At 70.0% G+C, this 20935-nt stretch carries 19 protein-coding genes and 2 pseudogenes; 7 read left to right on the top strand and 14 right to left on the bottom strand.

Going from position 1 to position 20935, the window contains the following annotated elements; translation table 11 throughout:
• Nucleotides 1-171: pseudogene (locus AB0I23_RS41700) on the top strand (FAD-dependent oxidoreductase); the annotation flags it as partial.
• On the opposite strand, the gene AB0I23_RS18385 reads toward AB0I23_RS41700, so the two are convergent.
• The 9 genes and pseudogenes from AB0I23_RS18385 to AB0I23_RS18345 form a co-directional block, all read right to left on the bottom strand.
• Nucleotides 128-1570, bottom strand: a complete 1443-nt coding sequence (locus AB0I23_RS18385) for a nucleobase:cation symporter-2 family protein (protein WP_359110407.1) — start codon at nt 1568-1570, stop codon at nt 128-130. The pseudogene AB0I23_RS41700 and the gene AB0I23_RS18385 overlap by 44 nt on opposite strands.
• A 232-nt stretch (nt 1571-1802) precedes the next feature.
• Nucleotides 1803-3191: an 8-oxoguanine deaminase gene (locus tag AB0I23_RS18380; protein WP_359110406.1), complete on the bottom strand. Its 1389-nt coding sequence runs from the start codon at nt 3189-3191 to the stop codon at nt 1803-1805.
• A 45-nt stretch (nt 3192-3236) separates the two neighbouring features.
• The gene (locus AB0I23_RS18375) at nt 3237-4631 is read right to left on the bottom strand and encodes a nucleobase:cation symporter-2 family protein (protein ID WP_359110404.1); all 1395 of its coding nucleotides are present in this window, start codon (nt 4629-4631) and stop codon (nt 3237-3239) included.
• A 64-nt stretch (nt 4632-4695) separates the two neighbouring features.
• On the bottom strand, nt 4696-5628 hold the full coding sequence (pucL, locus tag AB0I23_RS18370; protein ID WP_359110402.1) for a factor-independent urate hydroxylase: 933 nt from the start codon (nt 5626-5628) through the stop codon (nt 4696-4698).
• A 5-nt stretch (nt 5629-5633) separates the two neighbouring features.
• Nucleotides 5634-6023, bottom strand: a complete 390-nt coding sequence (uraH, locus tag AB0I23_RS18365; RefSeq protein WP_037692124.1) for a hydroxyisourate hydrolase — start codon at nt 6021-6023, stop codon at nt 5634-5636.
• 5 nt (nt 6024-6028) lie between these two features.
• Complete coding sequence (gene uraD, locus AB0I23_RS18360; RefSeq protein WP_359110400.1) at nt 6029-6538, bottom strand: 2-oxo-4-hydroxy-4-carboxy-5-ureidoimidazoline decarboxylase; 510 nt, start codon at nt 6536-6538, stop codon at nt 6029-6031.
• Between the two features lie 163 nt (nt 6539-6701).
• The gene (locus AB0I23_RS18355; RefSeq protein ID WP_359110399.1) at nt 6702-7079 is read right to left on the bottom strand and encodes a helix-turn-helix domain-containing protein; all 378 of its coding nucleotides are present in this window, start codon (nt 7077-7079) and stop codon (nt 6702-6704) included.
• Nucleotides 7076-7327: a hypothetical protein gene (locus AB0I23_RS18350; protein WP_037692010.1), complete on the bottom strand. Its 252-nt coding sequence runs from the start codon at nt 7325-7327 to the stop codon at nt 7076-7078. Before AB0I23_RS18350 ends, AB0I23_RS18355 begins: the two co-directional genes overlap by 4 nt.
• Before the next feature lie 173 nt (nt 7328-7500).
• Nucleotides 7501-7841: pseudogene (locus tag AB0I23_RS18345) on the bottom strand (lactonase family protein); the annotation flags it as partial.
• Nucleotides 7842-8061: 220 nt separating this feature from the next.
• Here AB0I23_RS18345 and AB0I23_RS18340 point away from each other — a divergent pair.
• The 3 genes from AB0I23_RS18340 to AB0I23_RS18330 all read left to right on the top strand — a co-directional run bounded on the left by AB0I23_RS18340 (nt 8062) and on the right by AB0I23_RS18330 (nt 11525).
• Complete coding sequence (locus AB0I23_RS18340) at nt 8062-8922, top strand: TIM barrel protein (RefSeq protein WP_359110398.1); 861 nt, start codon at nt 8062-8064, stop codon at nt 8920-8922.
• A gap of 49 nt (nt 8923-8971) precedes the next feature.
• Nucleotides 8972-9871, top strand: coding sequence for a 2-hydroxy-3-oxopropionate reductase (locus AB0I23_RS18335; RefSeq protein ID WP_359110396.1), 900 nt, complete (start codon nt 8972-8974; stop codon nt 9869-9871).
• A 196-nt stretch (nt 9872-10067) separates the two neighbouring features.
• Nucleotides 10068-11525 carry a catalase gene (locus AB0I23_RS18330; protein WP_359110394.1) on the top strand — a complete coding sequence of 486 codons (1458 nt, stop codon included), beginning with the start codon at nt 10068-10070 and terminating at the stop codon, nt 11523-11525.
• Between the two features lie 599 nt (nt 11526-12124).
• On the opposite strand, the gene AB0I23_RS18325 is transcribed toward AB0I23_RS18330, so the two are convergent.
• The 3 genes from AB0I23_RS18325 to gcl form a co-directional block, all read right to left on the bottom strand.
• On the bottom strand, nt 12125-13291 hold the full coding sequence (locus AB0I23_RS18325; protein WP_359110392.1) for an acyltransferase family protein: 1167 nt from the start codon (nt 13289-13291) through the stop codon (nt 12125-12127).
• Nucleotides 13284-14285: an alpha/beta hydrolase gene (locus AB0I23_RS18320; RefSeq protein WP_359110390.1), complete on the bottom strand. Its 1002-nt coding sequence runs from the start codon at nt 14283-14285 to the stop codon at nt 13284-13286. Before AB0I23_RS18320 ends, AB0I23_RS18325 begins: the two co-directional genes overlap by 8 nt.
• A gap of 228 nt (nt 14286-14513) precedes the next feature.
• Nucleotides 14514-16298 (bottom strand): glyoxylate carboligase, encoded by a 1785-nt coding sequence (gcl, locus tag AB0I23_RS18315; protein WP_359110388.1) that lies wholly within the window; start codon nt 16296-16298, stop codon nt 14514-14516.
• A gap of 314 nt (nt 16299-16612) precedes the next feature.
• Between gcl and AB0I23_RS18310 the strand changes: the two genes are divergently transcribed.
• The 3 genes from AB0I23_RS18310 to AB0I23_RS18300 all read left to right on the top strand — a co-directional run bounded on the left by AB0I23_RS18310 (nt 16613) and on the right by AB0I23_RS18300 (nt 18093).
• Entirely contained in the window at nt 16613-17326 is a 714-nt protein-coding gene (locus AB0I23_RS18310) for a hypothetical protein (protein ID WP_359110419.1), read from the top strand.
• 247 nt (nt 17327-17573) lie between these two features.
• Nucleotides 17574-17897, top strand: coding sequence for a hypothetical protein (locus AB0I23_RS18305; RefSeq protein WP_359110386.1), 324 nt, complete (start codon nt 17574-17576; stop codon nt 17895-17897).
• 37 nt (nt 17898-17934) lie between these two features.
• Nucleotides 17935-18093 carry a hypothetical protein gene (locus tag AB0I23_RS18300; RefSeq protein WP_359110383.1) on the top strand — a complete coding sequence of 53 codons (159 nt, stop codon included), beginning with the start codon at nt 17935-17937 and terminating at the stop codon, nt 18091-18093.
• A 29-nt stretch (nt 18094-18122) separates the two neighbouring features.
• Here the strand turns inward: AB0I23_RS18300 and AB0I23_RS18295 are convergent, their stop codons facing one another.
• Nucleotides 18123-19091, bottom strand: a complete 969-nt coding sequence (locus tag AB0I23_RS18295) for a hypothetical protein (protein ID WP_359110381.1) — start codon at nt 19089-19091, stop codon at nt 18123-18125.
• Nucleotides 19088-20503, bottom strand: coding sequence for a phenylacetate--CoA ligase family protein (locus AB0I23_RS18290; RefSeq protein WP_359110379.1), 1416 nt, complete (start codon nt 20501-20503; stop codon nt 19088-19090). Before AB0I23_RS18290 ends, AB0I23_RS18295 begins: the two co-directional genes overlap by 4 nt.
• Between the last annotated feature and the right edge of the window lie 432 nt (nt 20504-20935).

Raw genomic sequence — 20935 nt, 5'->3', positions numbered from 1 at the left:
GCCTGGCACGCAGTGAACCGCGGCCACGAGGTCGTACAGATCGAGCGCGAGAGCGAGGCACGCGGGGCATCGCTCCGCAATTTCGGACAGACCCGCCGTGCGCGCCACAGCGCCGTACCGGACGCGCTCAGTGCGCGCCCACCGGAGCCACTGCCGGGACGGAGGACTCCTCCTCGCTCTCCGCATCCGGCTTCCTGCCCAGGTGGTTGAAGGCCAGGTTGAGGACGATCGCCACGACGCACCCGGTGGAGATCCCGGAGTCCAGCACGACGAGGAGATCCTTCGGGAACGCGTGGTAGAACTCCGGCGCGGCGATCGGGATCAGGCCGATGCCGACGGCGGCCGCGACGATCAGCGCGTTCTCGCCCTTCTCCAGGGCGGCGGTGGCCAGCGTCTGGATGCCGCTCGCGGCGACCGAGCCGAAGAGCACGATGCCGGCGCCGCCGAGCACCGGCAGCGGGACGAGCGCGATGACGGACGCGGCGACGGGCACCAGGCCGAGCACGATCAGGATGACGCCACCCGCGGCAACGACGAACCGGCTGCGCACCTTGGTCATCGCGACCAGGCCGATGTTCTGTGCGAAGGCGCTGCACATGAACCCGTTGAAGAGCGGGCTGATGGCACTGCCGAGAGTGTCGGCGCGCAGACCGCCCTCGATGGTCCGCTCGTCCGCCGGACGGCCGACGATCTTGCCGAGGGCCAGCATGTCGGCCGTGGACTCGGTCATGCAGACGAGCATCACGATGCACATCGAGACGATGGCGGCTGTCTCGAACTGCGGTGCCCCGAAGTGGAACGGGGTCGGGAGGCCGACCAGGTCGGCGTCCTTGATCGCGCCGAAGTCGGTGATGCCGACCGGGATCGCGATCAGGGTGCCGGCGACCAGACCGAGCAGGATCGCGATCTGCTGCAGGAAGCCGCGCAGCAGTTTGCGCAGGACGAGGACAATCACCAGGGTGACGGCGGCCATGGAGATGTTGGTCGTGGACCCGTAGTCGTCGGCCGTCGCGTTGCCGCCCTGGGACCAGTTGAAGGCGACCGGCAGCAGCGAGACGCCGATCAGGGTGATGACGGTCCCGGTGACGACGGGCGGGAAGAAGCGGACCAGTTTGCAGAAGTAGGGGGCGAGTACGAAGCCGAGGAGGCTGGCCACGAGGATCGCGCCGAAGATGACGGCGATGCCGTCGTGCCCTCGGTCCTTGCCGATCGCGATCATCGGCGTCACCCCGGCGAACGAGACGCCGTTGACGAACGGCAGCCGGGCGCCGATGCGCCGGAAGCCGAGGGTCTGGAGCAGGGTGGCGATGCCCGCGGTGAAGAGGCTCGCCCCCATCAGGAAGGCGGTCTCCTTGGCGGTGAGTCCCACGGCGGGGCCCACGATCATGGGCGGGGCCACCACACCCGCGTACATCGCGGCCACATGCTGCAGTCCGCTGGTGAACATCTTCCAAGGGGGGAGGGTCTCGTCGACCGGATGCCTGCCGTCGGCGGCATGCGGGTCGTCCGGTGCGGGCTGCTGATCGGGAACTGCGTCTGCGTCGTCGCGAAACCTGGGCTGTGCTGCCACGGCGGTTCCTCCGGTCGGGTACACGTCAAGGTGACGTGGGTGTCAGGGAGGTGGTGCAGGTGGTGCAGGTCGTGCAGCTGGTGCGGCAGCTCGGGTCACCGGTCCGGCGAACGCGCACTTCTGCGTGCGTGATCGCCGGACCGGCTGCCGTGGACCCCGCTCGGGTCCACGGCGGCCGGCCGAGGGCCGTCCCCCTCCGGCCGGCCGTTCTGGGGGAGGTGCCCCGGAGCCGTCAGGCCCCGGCGGCGATCTGCGCGAGGCGGCGAGCCTCGTCGCGGGTGGCGCGGGCGATGGCGTCCTCGTCCACCGTGGTCAGGTGGTTGCCCTCGACGACCATCTTTCCGTTGACGAGGGAGAGGGTGACGGGCGCGGCGGCGCCGAAGACGAGCGCGGTGACCGGGTCGGCGATGGAGGCGTGCGCAAGCGTGTCCAGCTTCCAGAGCACCAGGTCGGCGAGCTTGCCGGCCTCCAGGGAGCCGATCTGGTCCGCGCGGCCGAGGACCTGGGCGCCGCCGTACGTTCCCAGGCGCAGGGCCTGACGGGCGTTCAGCGCCTTCTCGCGGTGGGCGCCGAGGCGGTTGATGAGGAGGGCGTTGCGCAGTTCGGTGTGGAGCTCACCGGACTCGTTGGAGGCGGTGCCGTCGACGCCGAGACCGACCGGGACGCCCGCGGCCAGCATGTCGGGGACCCGGGCGATGCCTGCCGCGAGGCGGGCGTTGGAGGACGGGCAGTGTGCGACGCCGGTGCCGGTGCGGGCGAACGCGGCGATGTCGGAGTCGTTCATATGGACGCAGTGGGCCATCCATACGTCGTCGCCGAGCCAGCCCGTCGACTCGAAGTAGTCGGTCGGGCCCATGCCGAACAGCTCGTGGCAGAACTTCTCCTCCTCCACGGTCTCCGAGCCGTGGGTGTGCATCCGGACCCCGCGGCGGCGGGCCAGCTCGGCTCCCTGGCGGAGCAGTTCGGTGGAGATGGAGAAAGGCGAGCAGGGTGCGACGGCGATCTGCGTCATGGAGTCGAAGGAGCCGTCGTGGTGCGCGTCGATGGTCGCCTCGGTGGCGGCGAGCGCGCCGTCGAGCGTCTCGACGGCGAAGTCCGGCGGCAGCCCGCCGTCCTTCTGGCTGCGGTCCATGGAGCCGCGGGCGAGGGTGAACCGTACGCCCATGTCGCGGGCGACTCCGATGATGGCGCCGGACAGGTCGCCGGAGCCCTGCGGGTAGACGTAGTGGTGGTCCATGGCGGTGGTGACGCCGCCGCGGACCATCATCGCGAGCGAGCCCTGGGCCGCGGCGCGGACCATCGGCTCGTCGATGCGCGCCCACGTCGGGTAGAGGGCGACCAGCCAGTCGAAGAGGTTGTGGTCGGTGGCCAGGCCCCGGGTGATCCACTGGTAGAAGTGGTGGTGGGTGTTGATCAGGCCGGGGGTGGCGAGGTGCCCGGTGCCGTCGATGCGTCGCACGACGTTCTCCAGCCCCTCGGGGGCCCGGCCGGCGCCTACGTGCTCGATGCGGTTGCCCGCGACGACGACATGGCCCGAGGCGTACTCGGTGTCGTCGGCGTCGACGGTCGCGATCGAACAGTTCTCGATGACGATGCGTTCCACACGATCAGGGGCTGCCATGGCGCTTCCTTCTTCTCTCTGTGGTGAGGTGGGCACGGCAGGACCCTAGGAGGATTTGAGTGCCACAGCCGTGCGGCTGTGGGTGCCGAGATGGTGGAAGAACAGGTTGAGCAGGACAGCGACGAGTGCTCCCGCGCTGATCCCGGAGCCCAGCACGGTCTGCGCCCAGGACGGAAATCCGGCGTAGAAGGCGGGCGCGGCGAGCGGGATGATGCCCGCGCCGAGCGCCACGGCGACCAGGATGATGTTGGAGCTGTCGTCGAGTCCGGCCTCGGAGAGCGTACGGATGCCACTGACGGCGATCGAGCCGAACAGGACGATTCCGGCGCCGCCGAGCACGGGCATCGGGACGAGGGAGACGGCCGCGCCGAGGACGGGGAAGGCACCCAGGACGATCAGCGCTCCGCCCGCCGCGGCGACGACGTAGCGGCTGCGCACCTTCGTCAGCGACACCACGCCGACGTTCTGCGCGAAGGCGCTCGTCGGGAAGGAGCCGAAGACCGGGCCGAGCAAGGTGGCGATGCCGTCGGTGCGCAGCCCGCGGGTGATGGTCCGACCGTCGGTGCGCCGGCCGCAGATCTCGCCGAGCGCCAGCATGCCGGCCGAGGACTCCGTCATCAGGACCAGCATGACGATGCAGAGGGACAGGATCGCGGCGGGCCTGAACTCGGGTGCGCCGAAGGCGAAGGGGGTGGGCAGGGCGGCGAGCGGTGCGGACTTCAGCACGGAGAAGTCGGCGAGCCCGAACGGGATCGCGGCGAGCGTTCCGATCAACAGGCCGAAGAGCAGAGCGATTTGTTTGACGAAGCCGCGCCCGAATCGCTGGACCTGGAGGATGACGGCAAGGGTGAAGGCGGCCAGCGCCAGGTACTTCATGGAGCCGAAGTCGGCGGCTTCCTTGTCGCCGCCCTGCGCCCAGGAGACCGGGACCGGCATCAGGGTGACGCCGATGAGGGTGATGACGACGCCGGTGACGAGCGGCGGGAAGAAGCGGAGCAACCGCCCGAAGAACGGTCCGACGGCCAGGCAGAAGGCTCCGGCGACGAGCACCGCCCCGTAGATCGCCGGGAGTTGGTGTCCGGGAGCGCTGGTCTCGGCGATGGCGAGCATCGGGGCGATCCCGGCGGAGGACGCGGCGTTGACGAACGGCATCCGGTTTCCCGCGAAGCCGCCGATGCCGAGCGTCTGCAGGAGGGTGGCGAGTCCGGCGATCAGCAGACCGGCCGCGATCAGCCGGGTCATGCCGGCCTGGTCCAGGCCGGCGGCCTGGCCGATGATGAGCGGAGGGGTGACGACGCCCGCGTACATGGCGGCGATGTGCTGGAGCGCGGCGGGGACGAGCCGCGAGGGGGAGATCTTCTCGTCCACCGGGTGGACGGAGTTCTCCGGTGGTGCGGTGCAGGGGCCGTCTGCTGCCGGGCCCGTTGCAGGCTGTGCCATGGGGTTTCCCTCCGGGATGGCCGGTCCCCGCCCGTCGGCGGGCGGGGACCGGCTCAGGGCCGCGTCAGAGGTTGGTCATGTCGACCGGGATCTGCGGCTCGATGCCGTCCCGCAACACGGTGGCCTCGATGAGTCCGTACGGGCGGTCCGCCGCAAAGTAGACAGCCCCGTCGGCGGTGTCGTTCTTGAGACCGAAGGGCTCCAGGTCCACCAGGAAGTGGTGGTTGTTCGGCAGGGAGAAGCGGATCTCGTCGATCTCGCTGCGGCTATTGATCACTCTCGACCCCATCTGGTAAAGGGTCTGCTGCAGCGAGAGGGAGTACGTCTCGGCGAACGCCTGCAGGATGTGCTTCTTCGCCTGCTCGTACGACTTCTCCCAGTTGGGCATCCGGTCGTCGTCACTGGTCCAGTTGTAGCGCCAGGCGGCGGCGACATCGGTGCACAGGATGCGGTCGTACGCCTCCTTGAGCGTCGTGTACTTGTCCTTGACGTAACCCCAGAACTCCGAGCCGGTGGAGTTCATGACCGTGAGGTCCTTGAGTCCCGAGATGACCTGCCAGTTCTCACCGTCGTAGGTGATCTGGGTGGTGCGCAGCTCCTGGCCCTTGCGGGCGAAGGAGTGGTTGACCTCGTCCGAGCCTATGAACTTGGAGTTGTTGTCCGAGGTGGCGATGCGCTCCCAGGAGTACTCCTGGATACGGATGCGCGCCCGGTGGATCGGCTCCTGCGACGTCACGAAGTGGCGGGCGAGGTGGATGCCGAACTGCTCGGCGGACTCGATGCCGTACTCCTTGGCGAACGCGTACACCGTGTTCTTGGTGGTGTCGGTCGGCAGGACGTTGGCGTTGGAGCCGGAGTAGTGGACGTCGTCCATGTCGCCGGAGAGGGCGACCGAGACGTTCAGGTCCTTGATGTGGTGGGTGTCGCCGTCCCGCGTGATCCTGACGACGCGGTTCTCTGCTTTGCCGTACTGGTTCTGGCCGAGAATCGTGGGCATGTCTGCTAGCTCCCTCGGTATACGGAGTAGCCGAACGGGTTGAGCAGCAGCGGTACGTGGTAGTGCTCGCCCGGTACGACGGCGAAGGTGATCGCCACTTCCGGGAAGAACGCACCGCTGTCCCTTACGCGGGGGGCGTCCTGCTGCGCCTCGGCTTGCTTGTTGACGAAGTACGCCTCGGTCTCGAAGTCGAGACGTACATGGGTGGTTCCCTCCGGCAGCGCCGGCAGGTCCTTGCATCGCCCGTCCGCGTCGGTCGCGGAGCCGCCGAGCGTCACCCACGGCGCGTCGCTGCCACTGCGGGCGGCGAGCGTGATGGCGACGGCTGCGGCGGGGCGGCCGATGCTGGTGTCCAGGATGTGCGTGGACACCGATGCGGTGGTGTCGGTGCTCAAGACCGTCACTCTCCTTCGGTTACGAGACGGGTCAGCCGGATGCGGTTGATCTTGCCCAGCTCGGTGCGCACGATCTCGCGCTCCTGCTCGGGCGAGTTCCCGATCCGGGACTTCACCGCGTCGCGCATCTGCTCGCCGGTGGCACCGGTGGCGCAGATCAGGAAGACATGTCCGAACCGCTCCTGGTAGGCCAGGTTCAGTTCGAGCATCTCGGCCTTGAGCTCCTCGGTGGCGCCGGCCATCCCCCGCTGTTCGCGGGAGGAGGTCGGGTCTCCGGGGACCGGGCGGCCGATCGGGGGGTGACCGGCCATCGCGTCGGCCAGATCTTCGCGGGTCAGCTCGGCCATGGCGGCGTCACTGGTGGCGAGAAGGGCTTCTGCGGTGGTGTAGGGGCGCCGGGAGAGGATCGCTCTTCCCCATGCCGCACTGGCACACACCTCGTGCAACGCGGTGGTGGCCTCGTCGTCCGCCAGAGTATTGAACCGGGTGAGGCCCGGTGTGGAGCTCAGAGTCACGGGAGCCTCCGTGGCTTTTTCGCTGTGCGTTGGTCGGGCTGCGGATAGCTAACGCCCTCCACAACACCACGTCAACACTTTGTTGAAATTCTGCGAACGACAGAGGCCGTCGCCCGATGATCCGGACGACGACCTTCCGTATACTTCCGCGGTCTTCGCTCAACTACTCGCCTTTGGCGGCATTTTCCCGATTCAGATAGTTGTAGACGGTGAAGCGGCTGACCCCCAGCGCCCCCGCCACCGTCTCCACGCCGTGCCGTACCGAGAAGGCACCCCGTGCCTCCAGGGTCCGTACGACCGACTGTTTGGTCTTACGGTCCAGCTCGGCCAGTGGCATGCCGTGCCGCCGCTCCATGGCGGCCAGGATGTGATCGAGCGAGTCCGAGAGCTGCGGCAGCCGTACGGCTATGACGTCCCGGCCCTCCCAGGCCAGCACCACGTCGTCGGTCCGGGCGTCCTCGGGCCCGACCAGCTCGGCGCCCATGGCGTCGACGAGCGGCTTGACCGCGGTGACGAGGGGGTGGTCCGCGGGTTCGGTCACTTCGAGTCCTCCCCGATGACGTTGACCTGGAGCGACACCCTGGTGGCGCCGGACTCCAGGGCCTTGCGCAACAGGGAGTCCACCGCGGTGAGCACCGCGTCGGCGCCGCCCTCCGCCGTATTGCCGAAGGGGCCGACATCCACGGCGTCCAACTCGGCCGTCTGGATCACCTCGCGGGCCACCACCGCGTGAGCGGGCGCCTCGTCGAGATCGAAGGGCTCGGTGGTGAACTCCACTCTCAAGCGCACTGTGCCTCCATCATGTGCTCGCCGCACCCAGGGGCCCGCGGCTCGGCCCCGACCCTAACGGACCGCCAGGGGTCTTTCGTCTGGATCACTCCGGACCAGGGAGCGGGCCCCGCGAGGCCGGCATGATCCAACGAGAGGTCCGAGTACATCTGGTAGGGCGTGTGCCAGGACCCGAGCGGCAGCACACAGACGGCCACCGGAGCGGCGAAGGGGGTACCGGTGCGCGCAGCCCGCCGTCGGCCCGGTCGACCTCGAAGACCGTCACCGTGCCGGACCTCTGGTTGGCGGCATAGAGCAGGCCCCCGTCCGGCGAGAAGGCGATCTGCCGGGGGAAGTCGCCGCCCACCGGCACCGTGTCGATCAGCCGCAGCGCGGCGCCGCCGTCCTCGACGGCGAAGCGGGTCAGGCCGTTGTGCCCGCGGTTGGCGAGGTGGGCGAAACGTCCGTCGCCGGTGACCAGGAGCTGGGCGGGACAACCCGTGCCCGGGCCGGTTCCGGTGGACTGCGGGCCCCCGGGGTGCCGGTGACCGTCGCGAGGTCGTAACCGCGGACGACGACGGAGAACAGCGGGCGGGGCGGACACGTGGAAGACGTCCGCCCCGCCTTCCACGTGTCCGGGCGAGCCCCGGCCGGCCCGAATTCCGGGCACCCCCTTGACAGCCCATCCACCCCCCGGGCAATCTTCCGTTAAGCAGAAACAAACTTCCGCAATACGGAAGGAGCGCCTGACCCTCATGGCCTCTCTCGATTCGCAGAAGACTGGGCCGGACCAGCGCTTCGATGTGAACCTTTCGATCCTCTTCACGGAACTCCCGCTCCTGGAGCGCCCCGCGGCCACCGCCGCGGCGGGCTTCACAGCGGTCGAGCTGTGGTGGCCCTGGATCGAGACCCCCACCCCGCCGCAGAGCGAACTCGACGCCCTCAAGAAGGCGCTCGACGACGCCGGCACGCAACTGGTGGGGCTGAACTTCTACGCCGGCCGGCTGCCCGGACCCGACCGCGGCGCGCTCTCCGTGCCCGGCCCGGAGTCGGACCGCTTCCGCGCCAATATCGACGTGGTGGCCGACTTCGCCGCCTCGGTCGGCTGCAAGGCGCTCAACGCGCTCTACGGCAACCGCGTCGACGGCGTGGACCCGGCCGTGCAGGACGAGCTCGCCCTGGAGAACCTGGTCCTGGCCGCCCGCGCGGCCGACCGGATCGGGGCGGTCCTGCTGATCGAGACCCTGAACAAGCCGGAGTCGCCGCGCTACCCGCTGGTGAGCGCACCGGCCGGGATCGAGGTCGTCGACAAGGTCAACGCCGCGACGGGGCTCGGCAATGCGAAGTTCCTGCTGGACCTGTACCACCTGTCGATGAACGGCGAGGACCTCAGCCAGGTCATCTCCGCGTACGCCGACCGGACCGGTCACGTCCAGATCGCCGACAACCCGGGGCGCGGTGCGCCCGGCACCGGCTCGCTGCCGCTGGAACAGCTCCTCGACGAGCTGACGAAGGCCGGTTACGACGGCTGGGTCGGCCTGGAGTACAGGCCCGGCGACCGGCCGAGCGCCGAGTCCTTCACATGGCTCCCGGCCGAGGCCCGAACGGCTCGCTGAGGGCGCCGGGCTCCCCCTCGTACACACGTTTTCAGGAAGGCACCCCCTCATGACCAACAACCTCCCCAAGGTTGCGTGGATCGGACTCGGCATCATGGGATCCCCCATGTCCGAGAACCTGATCAAGGCCGGCTACGACGTCACCGGATACACCCTGGAGCAGGGCAAGATCGACCGGCTGGCCGCAGCCGGCGGGCACGGCGCGGGTTCGATCGCCGAGGCGGTCCGGAACGCCGATGTCGTCATCACGATGGTGCCCGCGTCCCCGCACGTCGAGGCCATTGCGTACGGCCCCGAGGGCATCCTGGCGAACGCGAAGCCGGGTGCCCTGCTGATCGACATGTCCTCGATCACCCCGCAGACCTCCGTCGACCTCGCGAAGAACGCGAAGGAGAAGGACATCCGCGTCCTGGACGCCCCGGTCTCCGGTGGCGAGGCCGGTGCGATCGAAGCCGTGCTGTCGATCATGGTCGGCGGCGAGCAGGCCGACTTCGACGCCGCGCAGCCGCTCCTGCAGGCGCTCGGCAGGACGATCGTGCTCTGCGGCCCGCACGGCTCCGGCCAGACGGTGAAGGCCGCCAACCAGCTGATCGTCGCAGTCAACATCCAGGCCTGCGCCGAGGCCGTCGTCTTCCTGGAGAAGTCCGGAGTCGACCTCTCCGCCGCACTCGACGTGCTGAACGGCGGACTGGCCGGCTCGACCGTGCTGACCCGGAAGAAGGACAACTTCCTGAGCCGGGACTTCGCGCCGGGCTTCCGGATCGACCTGCACCACAAGGACATGGGCATCGTCACCGACGCCGCCCGTAATGTCGGCGCCGCGCTGCCCGTCGGCGCCGTGGTCGCCCAGCTCGTCGCCTCGCTCCGCGCGCAGGGCGACGGCGGCCTGGACCACTCGGCCCTGCTGCGCGCGGTCGAGCGCCTCTCGGGTCAGCCTGTCCAGGCCTGACCGGTCGGCCCACAGACTTCCGGATGGTGCCGGCGCCGACACCTGTCCTGTCGCGCCCAGGCGTCGGCACCATCCGGAACACCACACTCTCCAATTCAACAAACTGTTGACGCCGGGTTCGGAGCATACCTACGCTCCTGGAGCCCCCAGGGCGTCGCAGTTCAGCAGCTCCCGTACGGAAGGTCGCCCCGACACCATGACGCAGCGTGTGCTTACGACCGAGTCAGGCGCCCCGGTCGCCGACAACCAGAACTCCGCCACCGCCGGCGTCGGTGGCCCGATCCTCCTCCAGGACCAGCACCTGCTGGAGAAGCTCGCGCGCTTCAACCGGGAGCGCATCCCGGAGCGCGTGGTCCACGCCCGCGGTTCCGGCGCGTACGGCTACTTCGAAGTGACCGACGACGTCACCGGCTTCACCCGGGCCGACTTCCTCTCCGCCGTCGGCAAGCGCACCGAGACGTTCATCCGGTTCTCGACGGTCGCCGACTCGCTCGGCGGCGCCGACGCCGTACGCGATCCGCGCGGCTTCGCCCTCAAGTTCTACACGGACGAGGGCAATTACGACCTGGTCGGCAACAACACCCCGGTCTTCTTCATCAAGGACCCCATCAAGTTCCCCGACTTCATCCACTCGCAGAAGCGCGACCCGTTCACGGGGCGTCAGGAGCCGGACAACGTATGGGACTTCTGGGCGCACGCCCCCGAGGCGACGCACCAGGTGACCTGGCTGATGGGCGACCGCGGCATCCCCGCCTCGTACCGCCACATGAACGGCTACGGCTCGCACACCTACCAGTGGACGAACGCCGAGGGCGAGGCCTTTTTCGTCAAATACCACTTCAAGACGAACCAGGGCGTGCGCTCCCTCTCCAGCGAGCAGGCCGCCGAGCTCGCGGGCAAGGACGGCAACTCGCACCAGACGGACCTGCTGCAGGCCATCGAGCGGGGCGTGAACCCGTCCTGGACCCTGTACGTACAGGTCATGCCGGCCGCCGAGGCCGCGGACTACCGCTTCAACCCGTTCGACCTCACCAAGGTGTGGCCGCACAGCGACTACCCGCTGCAGCGCGTGGGCCGGTTGGTCCTGGACCGCAACCCGGACAATGTGTTCGCCGAGGTCGAGCAGGCCGCGTTCTCCCCGAACAACTTCGTGCCCGGCATCGGCCCCTCCCCGGACAAGATGCTCCAGGGGCGCCTGTTCGCCTACGCCGACGCGCACCGCTACCGGCTGGGCGTCAACCACACCCAGCTCCCGGTGAACGCGCCGCGGACCGCCGTCGTCGACAACTACGGCCGCGACGGTCTGCACGCCACCCGCAACGGTGCGCGCCACGACAAGAACTACGAGCCCAACTCGTACGCCGGCCCCGCCCAGACCGACGCGGCACTCTCCGCCCCGCTGGCGATCCACGGCTGGACCGGCACCCATGCGGCGCCGGCACACACCAAGGACGACGACTTCTTCCAGGCGGGTGAGCTCTACCGGCTGATGTCCGAGGACGAGAAGGGCCGCCTGATCGCCAACATCGCCGGAGGCCTCTCCCAGGTCACCCGCGACGACGTGATCGAGAAGAACCTCGCCCACTTCCACGCCGCCGACGCCGACTACGGCAAGCGCGTCGAGGAAGCGGTCCGTGCCCTGCGCGAGGACTAGTGCCCCTCACGGCACTAGGTTCTGTCAAAGGGAGCGTCCGGCGGATCAGCACCGGAATATCCCCAGAACACCGAGACCGCGCAGGGGATATGACGGGAGGTCATTTCCCCTGCGCTGTCCGTCCAGCCGGCCCTGAGGGGTGTCCGGCGGGACGGACGCGACCGAGGACCGCGGCGGCGTGCGAGCCAGTGCGGTGGTGAAGGCAGCCGACGGCCGCTCTCGACCTGAGAGAGAGCGGACCCGGCCGCCCGTCGCCCGCCGCCGCGGTCCCGACTCAACCAGCCTCTCAGCCTGCAGAACTCCCCCGGCGGCGCGAACGAAACGGTCGCGCCGGCCTCCCGCCGTCGGGCGGTCACCACCCCGGGCGGGGTACGGACGGTCTCCTGGAGGATCCGGAGGGCCGACAGCTCGACACCGGGCGGCAGCGCGCGCGACGCACCGGTGGTGGCGGTGGCCGCACGACGACAGCCGCGGCACCTCGCCGCGTTGCCGGAACGCCCGGATACGCCCAGTACGAGGACACTCCTCCGCCGTGCGATGCATCGCGCGCGACGCCGCACGGCCGCCCTCGGGCGACGACTGCGGTGCCACGACAGGACCTAAGCACGGCGCATCACCGACGTCCTGGTGGGACGGTTCTCGCGGACGATCCGTCCCCTCTCGCGTCGCGGCCGCCCCTCCTCGTACTTACGGAACGCCGCCCAGCAGACCAGCAGCGCCACGGCGAACACCGGCAGCCACGCCAGACGGGCGAACACCCAGCCCGAATCCCTGGGCACGGTGTGCAGTCCGGGCAGCGCCTCTCCCGCGAGCAGACCGATGGCGGTGACCGCCATCATCGCGGTCTGGTGCCAGAGGAAGACCGTCATCGCGGAGAGGTTGACCAGCGCCACCGCCGCCCACGCCGCGGGCCGGCGCAGAACCCGCCGCAGCGGGCCGAGCAGCAGCCGGGCCGCGCCGCACTGGGCAAGACCGAAGGCGACGGCCGCGAGGGTGGGCGGGTCGAGGTTGGAGATCCTGCCGCCCGGCACCCCGACCATGGACGCGGGGTAGCCGGCCCACAGAACGAGTCCGGCGGTGGCCGCGGCGCCGACGAGCAGCAGCGCCCATCCGGTCGCCCGGCTCTGCAGGCCGCCGCGGGCCCAGGTCGCGCCCAGGCAGTACGGGACCAGCCAGCCGGCCGCCACATTGATCCAGCCGAGCCAGGCGGGCCCGCCCAGTCCGAACCGGATCAGGTCGACATGGAGCACGACGGCGAGCGGCCAGAGCGGATGGAGCCTGGCGACCAGAGGGGTCACCGCGGTCAGCGCCGCGAGGACGAGCAGGAACCAGAGCGGCGACAGCACCAGCTTGAGCAGCGCGTGCACGGTCTCCGTGCCCACCCCGGAGGCGAGCAGCGTGCCCGCTATCACGGTCCACACCACCAGCACGGCGGCGACGGGCCGGAACAGCCGGAGCGTCCGGGCACCGAGCCACTGCCCGTACGTGGTGCCGCGGGCGCGGGCGGAGGCGTAACTCTTCGCCGCCACCTTTCCGCCGACGAGGAAGAAGACCGCGAGGGTCTGGAACAGCCAGGAGACCGGTATCAGTTCGGGCATGTGCTGGAGGGGGCTGGCGGCGCGCACCGTGCCGGTGTCGGCGATCAGGGCGGTGACCAGCCAGTGGCCGAGCACCACGCCCAGGATGGCGAGGGCGCGCAGGGCGTCCACGGCCCGGTCGCGGCCGGGCGGGGTGGCGGCGTCGATCCGCCGGACGAGTTCACGCATGACGGCCCTCCTCGGCAGGGGGCCGGCCGGAGACGATCCGGGCGAGGTTCTTCAGGGACAGCGAGCCGGGCTTCAGGTAGTCGCTGTGGCCGCCGTCGCCCGCCGCGAAGTGCCGGGCACCGAACTCGGGCGAGACCGGGTCGGTCCCGAACCCGAGGGTGACGAACGGGAGTCGGAGCTGTTCGTGCGGTACGTGGGCGACCCAGTCGCTGCCGCCCCGGCCGGCCCAGACGGTGGCCGGGGTGTGCAGCGCGGCGACGCTTCGCGCGCCGGTGCCGGGACTGCCGTACAGGACGATGTCCGAGACCTCCAGACCGGACGCGGCCTCGGCGCAGACGACGGAGCCGTAGGAGTGACAGAGCAGCGTGATCCGTGCGGACGGCTTCGACCTCTTCAACTCACCCAGGAATGTGCGCAGTTCGGGGGCGGTATGTTCGGCCAGTCCGGACGTCACCGCTTCCGGGCTCACCGTGGCCGGCGTTGCGTACCCGAGCCAGCCGATGACCGCCGATCCCTCGCCGAGCTTCCGTCGGAGCGCGACACCACCGGCCCGCAGCCGCCAGTACGTGTCGAGACTGATGCCCGAGCCCGGGACCAGCACGGCGATCCGGCGTGCCGTGGACAGATCACCGAAGACCTCGACACCCCGTCCGCCGTCGCGGCCGTCGAAGGAGAGGAAGTGACGTGCCGGGTCGGCCAGTTCGCGCAGCGCGGCGGCCCGCTTCCGGTCGCCGTGGCCGGCGGCCATCCGTTCGGCCGCCCGGATGGAACCGCGGTTGACGACGTACCGCTCGTCCAGGGCGGCTGGGGTCGCGCGCAGCGGGGCGAGGGCGGCGGGGGCGGGCGCCGGGACGGCCGAAGGGCGGGCCGCACCCGAGACGGGCACGGCGACCGCGGCGATGACCAGGGCGGCGAGGAGGGTACGGGCGCCGCGCGGGCGGCTCGTGAAGAGGCGGCGCGTGCGCGGGCGGCTCCTGGGCTGGCGGGGCGCCATAAGTGGATGGTCCTTCCGTACCGGATGTCCGTCGTGCTTCCGGTACAGAAGTTAGGGAGCAGACCGTGTGGTCGGCGTCCACCCGTAGAGGGCACCTTCCGCGTAGCTCTGAAGTACTACGGGTAGGGGCGTCGGCCGTGTTCGGCCTGGCCAGGACGACAGGTGGGGGCGGATCACCGCGTACCGGTGATCCGCCCCCACCTGGGGGACGTATCGAGGAGTGGTGCGTCAGCTCGCGACGAACGGGCGGATCGCCGTCGGGGCGTGGTCCGGCTCGGTGGCGATGTCCTCCCACTCGTTGACGGCGTCGATCCCGGTGCCGCCCATCGAGATGTTGGTGATGCGCTCCAGGATCGCCTCGACGACCACCGGGACGCGGAATTCGGCGGCCAGCTTCTTGGCCTCCTCGAACGCGGGCAGCAGCTGGTCCGGCTCGGTGACCCGGATCGCCTTGCAGCCCAGCCCCTCGACGACCTTGACGTGATCGACGCCGTAGACGCCCAGCTCCGGGGAGTTGATGTTCTCGAATTCCAGGTTGACCTGGAAGTTGATGTCCAGGTTGCGCTGCGCCTGACGGATCAGCCCCAGGTAGGAGTTGTTCACCAGGACATGGACGTACGGGATGTGGTGCTGCGCGCCGACGGCCAGTTCCTCCAGCATGAACTGGAAGTCGTAGTCGCCGGAGAGCGCGACGACCTCGCCCTCGGGGTCGGCGGTGGCGACACCGAGCGCGGCCGGGATGGTCCAGCCGAGCGGGCCGGCCTGGCCGCAGTTGATCCAGTGGCGCGGCCGGTAGACGTGCAGCATCTGCGCGCCGGCGATCTGGGAGAGGCCGATCGTGGTGACGTAGCGGGTCTCCGGTCCGAAGGCCCGGTTCATCTCCTCGTACACCCGCTGCGGCTTCAGTGGCACCTGGTCGAAGTGGGTGCGGCGCTGCAGTTTCGCCCTGCGCTCCCGGGTGGAGGCGGCCCAGGCGCTTCGGTCCGGCAACTTGCCCGCGGCCTTGAGCTCCTTGGCCACCTCGACGAAGAGTTCCAGCGCGGCCCTGGCGTCCGAGGCGATGCCGAGCTCCGGCGGGATGATCTTGCCGAGCTGGGTGGGCTCGATGTCGACGTGGACGAACTTCCGGCCCTTGGTGTAAACCGCCAGGTCGCCGGTGTGGCGATTGGCCCAGCGGTTGCCGATACCGAGGACGAAGTCCGACTCCAGGAAGTTCGCGTTGCCGTAGCGGTGCGAGGTCTGGAGGCCGACCATCCCGGCGTTCAGCTCGTGGTCGTCGGCGAGGATGCCCCAGCCCATCAGGGTCGGGATGACCGGGGTTCCGGTCAGTTCGGCGAACTCGACGAGGAGTTCGCAGGCGTCGGCGTTGATGATGCCGCCACCGGCGACGATCACCGGGCGCTCGGCGGCGAGCAGGAAACCGATCGCCTTCTCGATCTGGGCGCGGGACGCGGTCGCCTTGTAGACGGGCAGCGGCTGGTACGTCTCCGGGTCGAACTCGATCTCGGTCAGCTGGACGTCGATGGGCAGGTCGATGAGGACCGGACCCGGGCGGCCCGAGCGCATGAGATGGAAGGCCTGCTGGAAGACGCCGGGCACCTGGGCGGCCTCCAGGACGGTCGTCGCGGCCTTGGTCACCGGCTTGGCGATCGAGGCGATGTCGACGGCCTGGAAGTCCTCCTTGTGGAGCTTGGCCACCGGCGCCTGGCCGGTGATGCAGAGAATCGGGATGGAGTCGGCGATCGCCGAGTAGAGCCCGGTGATCATGTCCGTTCCGGCGGGTCCCGACGTACCGATGCAGACGCCGATGTTGCCGGCCCTGCTCCGCGTGTAGCCCTCGGCCATGTGGGACGCGCCCTCGACATGGCGGGCGAGGGTGTGGTCGATGCCACCGCCGGCCTTGAGCGCCGCATAGAAGGGATTGATCGCCGCTCCCGGCACACCGAACGCGTGGCTGACGCCTTCCAGCTTGAGGATCTCAACTGCCGCTCGGGCAGCGGTCATTCGAGGCATTTGAGTACTCCTGCTCGGACCTGGTGGAGTCGGGCTCTGTCGCGCCACCTGAGAGCGCCAATTCCGTATTACGGAAATTACTTTCTACTATACGGAAGCAATCTAAGCGGCGGTCCGTCGGTCGTCAAGAGGGGGCGCCGGGCCCGCTGCCCACGCGGCGCCGGAGGCCCGCGAATCCTCCAAGTCGCCCCCTCGCGCCCCGCTCGTGGTGGAGCATGGGGGCACGGGGCGCGGTCGGACGGTCATGGCCATGGAGCGCCGACGCGCCCGATGACAGGCACCAGCGGCGGCACCGGTGCCGTAAGGAGGCCATGGTGGAGTCCGTGCCGGTACGCTGCCCGACCTGCCGCCGCGAGCACGCGTACCTCGCACCGGTTTACCCGTGCCCGTGCGGGTCCCCCACCGCCGCCCCGGTGCTTCGTGGCGCCGCGCCCGAGCCGATCACGCACCGCACCTGGAACGACGACTGGGTGACCGTGCGCTGCCGCGCCTGCGGGCGCCACGACCAGTGGCCGCAGCCGGAGCTGTGCTGCCCGTGCGGGACGGTGCTGCGGATCCCGGTCGGACCGGTCACGGCGGCCGGCGCCGACCCGGCGGACGGAGTCCGACCGCCCCACATCCCGCTGCCGCGTACGGCGCCCGCACCCCGCCCGTCGTTCCGGCCGATGCCGATCCGCACCGGCCGTGACGTGGTCACCGCCGCCGCGATGTACCTGCGATGGCTGGGCTACCGCGACGTCGTGATGTCGGCGGAACGGCCCTCGTCCCGGATCGATCTGCGCGCCGCCGGACTGATCGCCCAGGTCGACTCGACCACCCGGCCGAGCACCCTGCGCGACGTCGAATGTCTCTGGCTGAATGCCCTCAGCACGTCGGAGACCAGCGTCTTCTTCTCGCTGGCGGGGTATGCGCACGACGCCAGGGCGCGCGCCGACGGGCTCGGCATCCCGCTCTTCCTGATGGACCTCACCGGGACCCCGCAGCCGGTGAACAGCCCGGCGGACGAGCTGCTCTCCACGGGGGCCTAGGGCGTGTGTCGGAAGTCCCGCCGTCCGCCCGAAGGGTGGGCCCGGCGGCGTCTGGTGCGTGCGATCGCAAGGCGGAGGGTCGTCCTCGTACTGGACGTACTTGGGCGAGCCCGACAACGCAGCGAGCGGGCGTGCCAGGCGTCGCGGGGCAGGCGGGACTTCCGACACACGCCCTCGGTGCCACGCAGCCGGTCCGGCGTGGATGCGGCCGTAGCCGGGCGGGAGGGGTGTCACGCTGATCGGCGAGGTGGCCCTGGACCGGCTGCCCTGCGTCCGCGGCAAGCTCAGCCTGGCCCTGGCGACCGTGCACACCCTCAGCGTCCACGACCAGCGCGGCCTCCTCCTCCTCGACGACCTCGACCGAACCCGCGGACACCTCGTCGTACGCCGCCCGGAAAAGCTGGCGCACACCGTCTACCTCGACGAACTTGCCCATCGGCTGGTCACCGATTGGCCGGCCGAACGCCACCGTCGCCGGCCCGCCACCACCAACCCGTACCTGCTCGTCACCGCGCGGACCTCCGCCGACGACATCCACCGCGGGCCCAGGCACCCGAAACCATGTGGATGATCCGGGGTTCGAAACGCAGCCCTTACGGCGGGCCCTGGTGCTCTTCGAAGACCGCCTCGCGGACTGCGCGGACGGACCACTCGAAGCACTGCCGTACCGCAGCATCCCGGACCTCGGCTCCCCCGACGGCATCAAGGAGGCCAACCAGCTGCTGGAAGCCCTCCGTTCGGCGATCAAGAAGCCGCTCCACCACTGATCCCGACACCGCAAACCCACCTGGCCGGGTCAGCCACCGACCTCGGAGCGTTCTCCTGGGGAACGCGCCCAGGGCTCGTCGGCGGTGGCCGGGCTCGCGGGCTCCTGCTGTCCGTTGGTTGTCACGAACCGCGCGGGCGGCCGGACGTCGGCCATGCGCCGCTCCGGGCCGCGCCGCCGCAGCACGAGGTACCCGCAGAACGCGGCCGGGCCGAAGAAGATCTGCGCGGGCACGATCTGCGGAAGGTGTCCGGTGAGCGCCTCGACCGTGACGGGTGTCAGCGTCGGGACGAGCGCGCCGAACACGGCGACCAGCCCAAGAGCCCAGGTCAGCCCCGCTCGTCCGTACGCCTTGTAGGCCACGGTGGTGAAGAGGGCGTACACCAGGAGGTCGCCCATGCCCACGACGCCGCCGAACTCACCGACGCGCAGCCCGGCCGACGGTGCGAAGGCGTAACCCTGCACCGCGTCGAACAGCTTCTGGGTGAGGGGGACGACGGTGGCGAAGAACAGGTCGTACACGGCGAGCGCCAGCGCGAACCGGGAGACGTGCCGCAGCTTCAGGCCGCCCTGCGCGTTGAGGTTGGCGGCGCCGACCGCCATCAGCATGATGACCAGGCTGTTGACCAGCCAGTACGGCGTGGCATGGGTGGGATCGTCCTCGGCGCTGCGCGCGGCGAGCCAGTCGGCGACCAGCAGACCGGCGATGAGCGACCAGCGCACCGCTCCCCGGCGGACGACCGCCCCATAGCCGACCGCGAGACCACCGGCCAGGGTCAGCCCCAGCACGGGCGGCAGCAGCCAGCCCGGAAGGGAGAGATACAGGAAGGGCAGTACGACGACGAAGCCCATCATGATGACCATGTCGTTGCCGTTGAACACGCCGACGGCCGGCCGGGGCAGGGTGACCCGCCGGAAGTAGGCGACCGAGGCGAGCGAGACGCCCAGGGCTACGGCGAGGGTCACGAGGACGAAGAACGCGCTCTGTGCGGCGGTCATGCGGCCCGCCCGGCGGAGGAGAAGCTGTTCTCGACCAGATCGCAGCGGTAGCGCCGCAGCTCACGTCCTTCTCCCGGTACGACGTCGACGGTGGCGTCGAGGCCGGCCTCGGCGAAGTGACGCGCGATGTCGCTCGTCTCCGGCACGGATGAGGCGGCCACCTCCACATGCAGCCGCCCGTCCACCACGTCGGCGCGGTGGCGCACGGGCCAGCACGCGCCGGGCAGCGCGTCGAGGACCTCGATGATCTCACGCGGGGTCACCGGGCCGTCCTGGGTGCGCAGCACATGGTCCGCCTTTCCGAGGATGCGCGAGGTCGCCGGCACGTTCGCCATCTCGCAGGTGAGCGGCGCGTCGGGCAACTGCCGCACCAGGTCCCGGGTGTCGTAGCGGAAGATCGGCATGCACTCCCGGTACGGGAAGAAGGGAGTGGCGACGATCGTGCCGAGCGCTCCGGGCGCGGCCGGTGCCCCGGTGTCGAGGTCGCACACCTCCACGAGGCCGATGCCGGCGTCGATGTGAAGGTGCCGCTGTCGGCAGATCGCGCCGGCCACCGGTGTCACCTCGGTCATGCCGTAGCCGTCGTGGACGGGGGCGCCGAAGGCCTTCTCGGCTGCCTCCGCGAGGGCGGGCGAGAGCACTTCGCTGCCGACGTTGATACGACGCAGCCGGAAGTCCGCGGGGCCGAGTCCCCGTTCACGGGCCAGGCGGGTCAGCTGTCCCAGATAGCTCGGGTAGGTGACCATCAGGGTCGGCGCCGATGGGCCGGTTCCCGCCATGAGGTCCAGCGTCTCGGCCGGTGGGACCAGTCCCACCATGCGGATCGCGGCCCCTGCCAGGCGGGCCACCTGCATCTCCGCGTACGCCGTGCCGGTCGCCCGGGAGCTGATGTTGAACTGGACCAGGTCGGTGGTAAGGACGGTGCCGCGCAGCACCTGGGAGAGGGCGACGAGCGCGGGCCACAGGCGTTCCTCGTAGCGGGAGTACCAGACCTCGGTGGGCCGGCCTGTCGTCCCGGTGGTCCGGGAAGCGAGGAAGGGCTCGCCGCACAGGAAGTCGCGGGCCCGCTCGACCAGGTCGGTCTTGGTGGTGACGGGCACGGCGGTGATGTTCTCGACGGTCAGTGCGGCCGGGTCGACTCCTGCTGCCGCGAAGTGGTCCGCGTAGAAGGACGACTTGGCCGCGAGGCGTTTCGCGGTACGGCGCAGGGCCTTGTTCGTGAGGTCGGTACGCATCTGCGGGTCTGCGGCGGCGCCGCGCAGCAACTGTTCGACGTCCTCGCCGGGGGAGCCGAACTCGGCAAGTGTCGCCAGCGCGTCATCGACGAGCCTTTCGGCGGAGCGAACATTGATCGGACGGCCGAGCACCATGGCCAGCGCCATCCGGAACTGCCGTATCCCCGCGTCGAACATGGTCCTCCCCCACCCGCCCCGACCCCTCACCATGCCGGGGTGGGCGGCCATGACCGCCCACCCCGTTCCCGCGTCAGCTGGGGCAGTTCGTGAACAGCACCGCAGCCAGGGAACCCATGACGTACTTCGTGTGCTTGAGCGTGGAAACGATCGCGGACATACGAAAACCCCCTTGTATCGCTCAAAACTGAGCCCCCACCGGTCAGCGAAGGCACACCGATCCTCAAGTGGCGCAACGTCTGCTGTCAAGGGTTCGCCACACGATCAAACTTCCGTCGCGAAACATTCAATCGGCCCGTTTCTAGGGCGAGTTCGCGCCACGGAGCGATCCGGAATCCGGGCCGCGCGCGGGGACCACTTGCTGGAGGGGTCCATCTTGGCGAAGTACACGGGACCATCCCCGCGGGCGCGGGGCGCGGGGACCACGAGGAC

The organism is Streptomyces atratus, from assembly GCF_040655115.1.
GTDB classification, from domain to species: domain Bacteria; phylum Actinomycetota; class Actinomycetes; order Streptomycetales; family Streptomycetaceae; genus Streptomyces; species Streptomyces atratus_D.
This window is presented reverse-complemented; position numbering and strand designations above follow the sequence as displayed.

What these genes read in the sequence shown, in the direction of transcription:
- gcl (WP_359110388.1), bottom strand. Translation starts at nt 16,298, where the DNA reads ATGCCTCGAATGACCGCTGCCCGAGCGGCAGTTGAGATCCTCAAGCTG.
- AB0I23_RS18320 (WP_359110390.1), bottom strand. Translation starts at nt 14,285, where the DNA reads ATGGCGCCCCGCCAGCCCAGGAGCCGCCCGCGCACGCGCCGCCTCTTC.
- AB0I23_RS18330 (WP_359110394.1), top strand. Translation starts at nt 10,068, where the DNA reads ATGACGCAGCGTGTGCTTACGACCGAGTCAGGCGCCCCGGTCGCCGAC.
- AB0I23_RS18380 (WP_359110406.1), bottom strand. Translation starts at nt 3,191, where the DNA reads ATGGCAGCCCCTGATCGTGTGGAACGCATCGTCATCGAGAACTGTTCG.
- AB0I23_RS18290 (WP_359110379.1), bottom strand. Translation starts at nt 20,503, where the DNA reads ATGTTCGACGCGGGGATACGGCAGTTCCGGATGGCGCTGGCCATGGTG.
- AB0I23_RS18325 (WP_359110392.1), bottom strand. Translation starts at nt 13,291, where the DNA reads ATGCGTGAACTCGTCCGGCGGATCGACGCCGCCACCCCGCCCGGCCGC.
- AB0I23_RS18335 (WP_359110396.1), top strand. Translation starts at nt 8,972, where the DNA reads ATGACCAACAACCTCCCCAAGGTTGCGTGGATCGGACTCGGCATCATG.
- pucL (WP_359110402.1), bottom strand. Translation starts at nt 5,628, where the DNA reads ATGCCCACGATTCTCGGCCAGAACCAGTACGGCAAAGCAGAGAACCGC.
- AB0I23_RS18375 (WP_359110404.1), bottom strand. Translation starts at nt 4,631, where the DNA reads ATGGCACAGCCTGCAACGGGCCCGGCAGCAGACGGCCCCTGCACCGCA.
- AB0I23_RS18295 (WP_359110381.1), bottom strand. Translation starts at nt 19,091, where the DNA reads ATGACCGCCGCACAGAGCGCGTTCTTCGTCCTCGTGACCCTCGCCGTA.
- AB0I23_RS18340 (WP_359110398.1), top strand. Translation starts at nt 8,062, where the DNA reads ATGGCCTCTCTCGATTCGCAGAAGACTGGGCCGGACCAGCGCTTCGAT.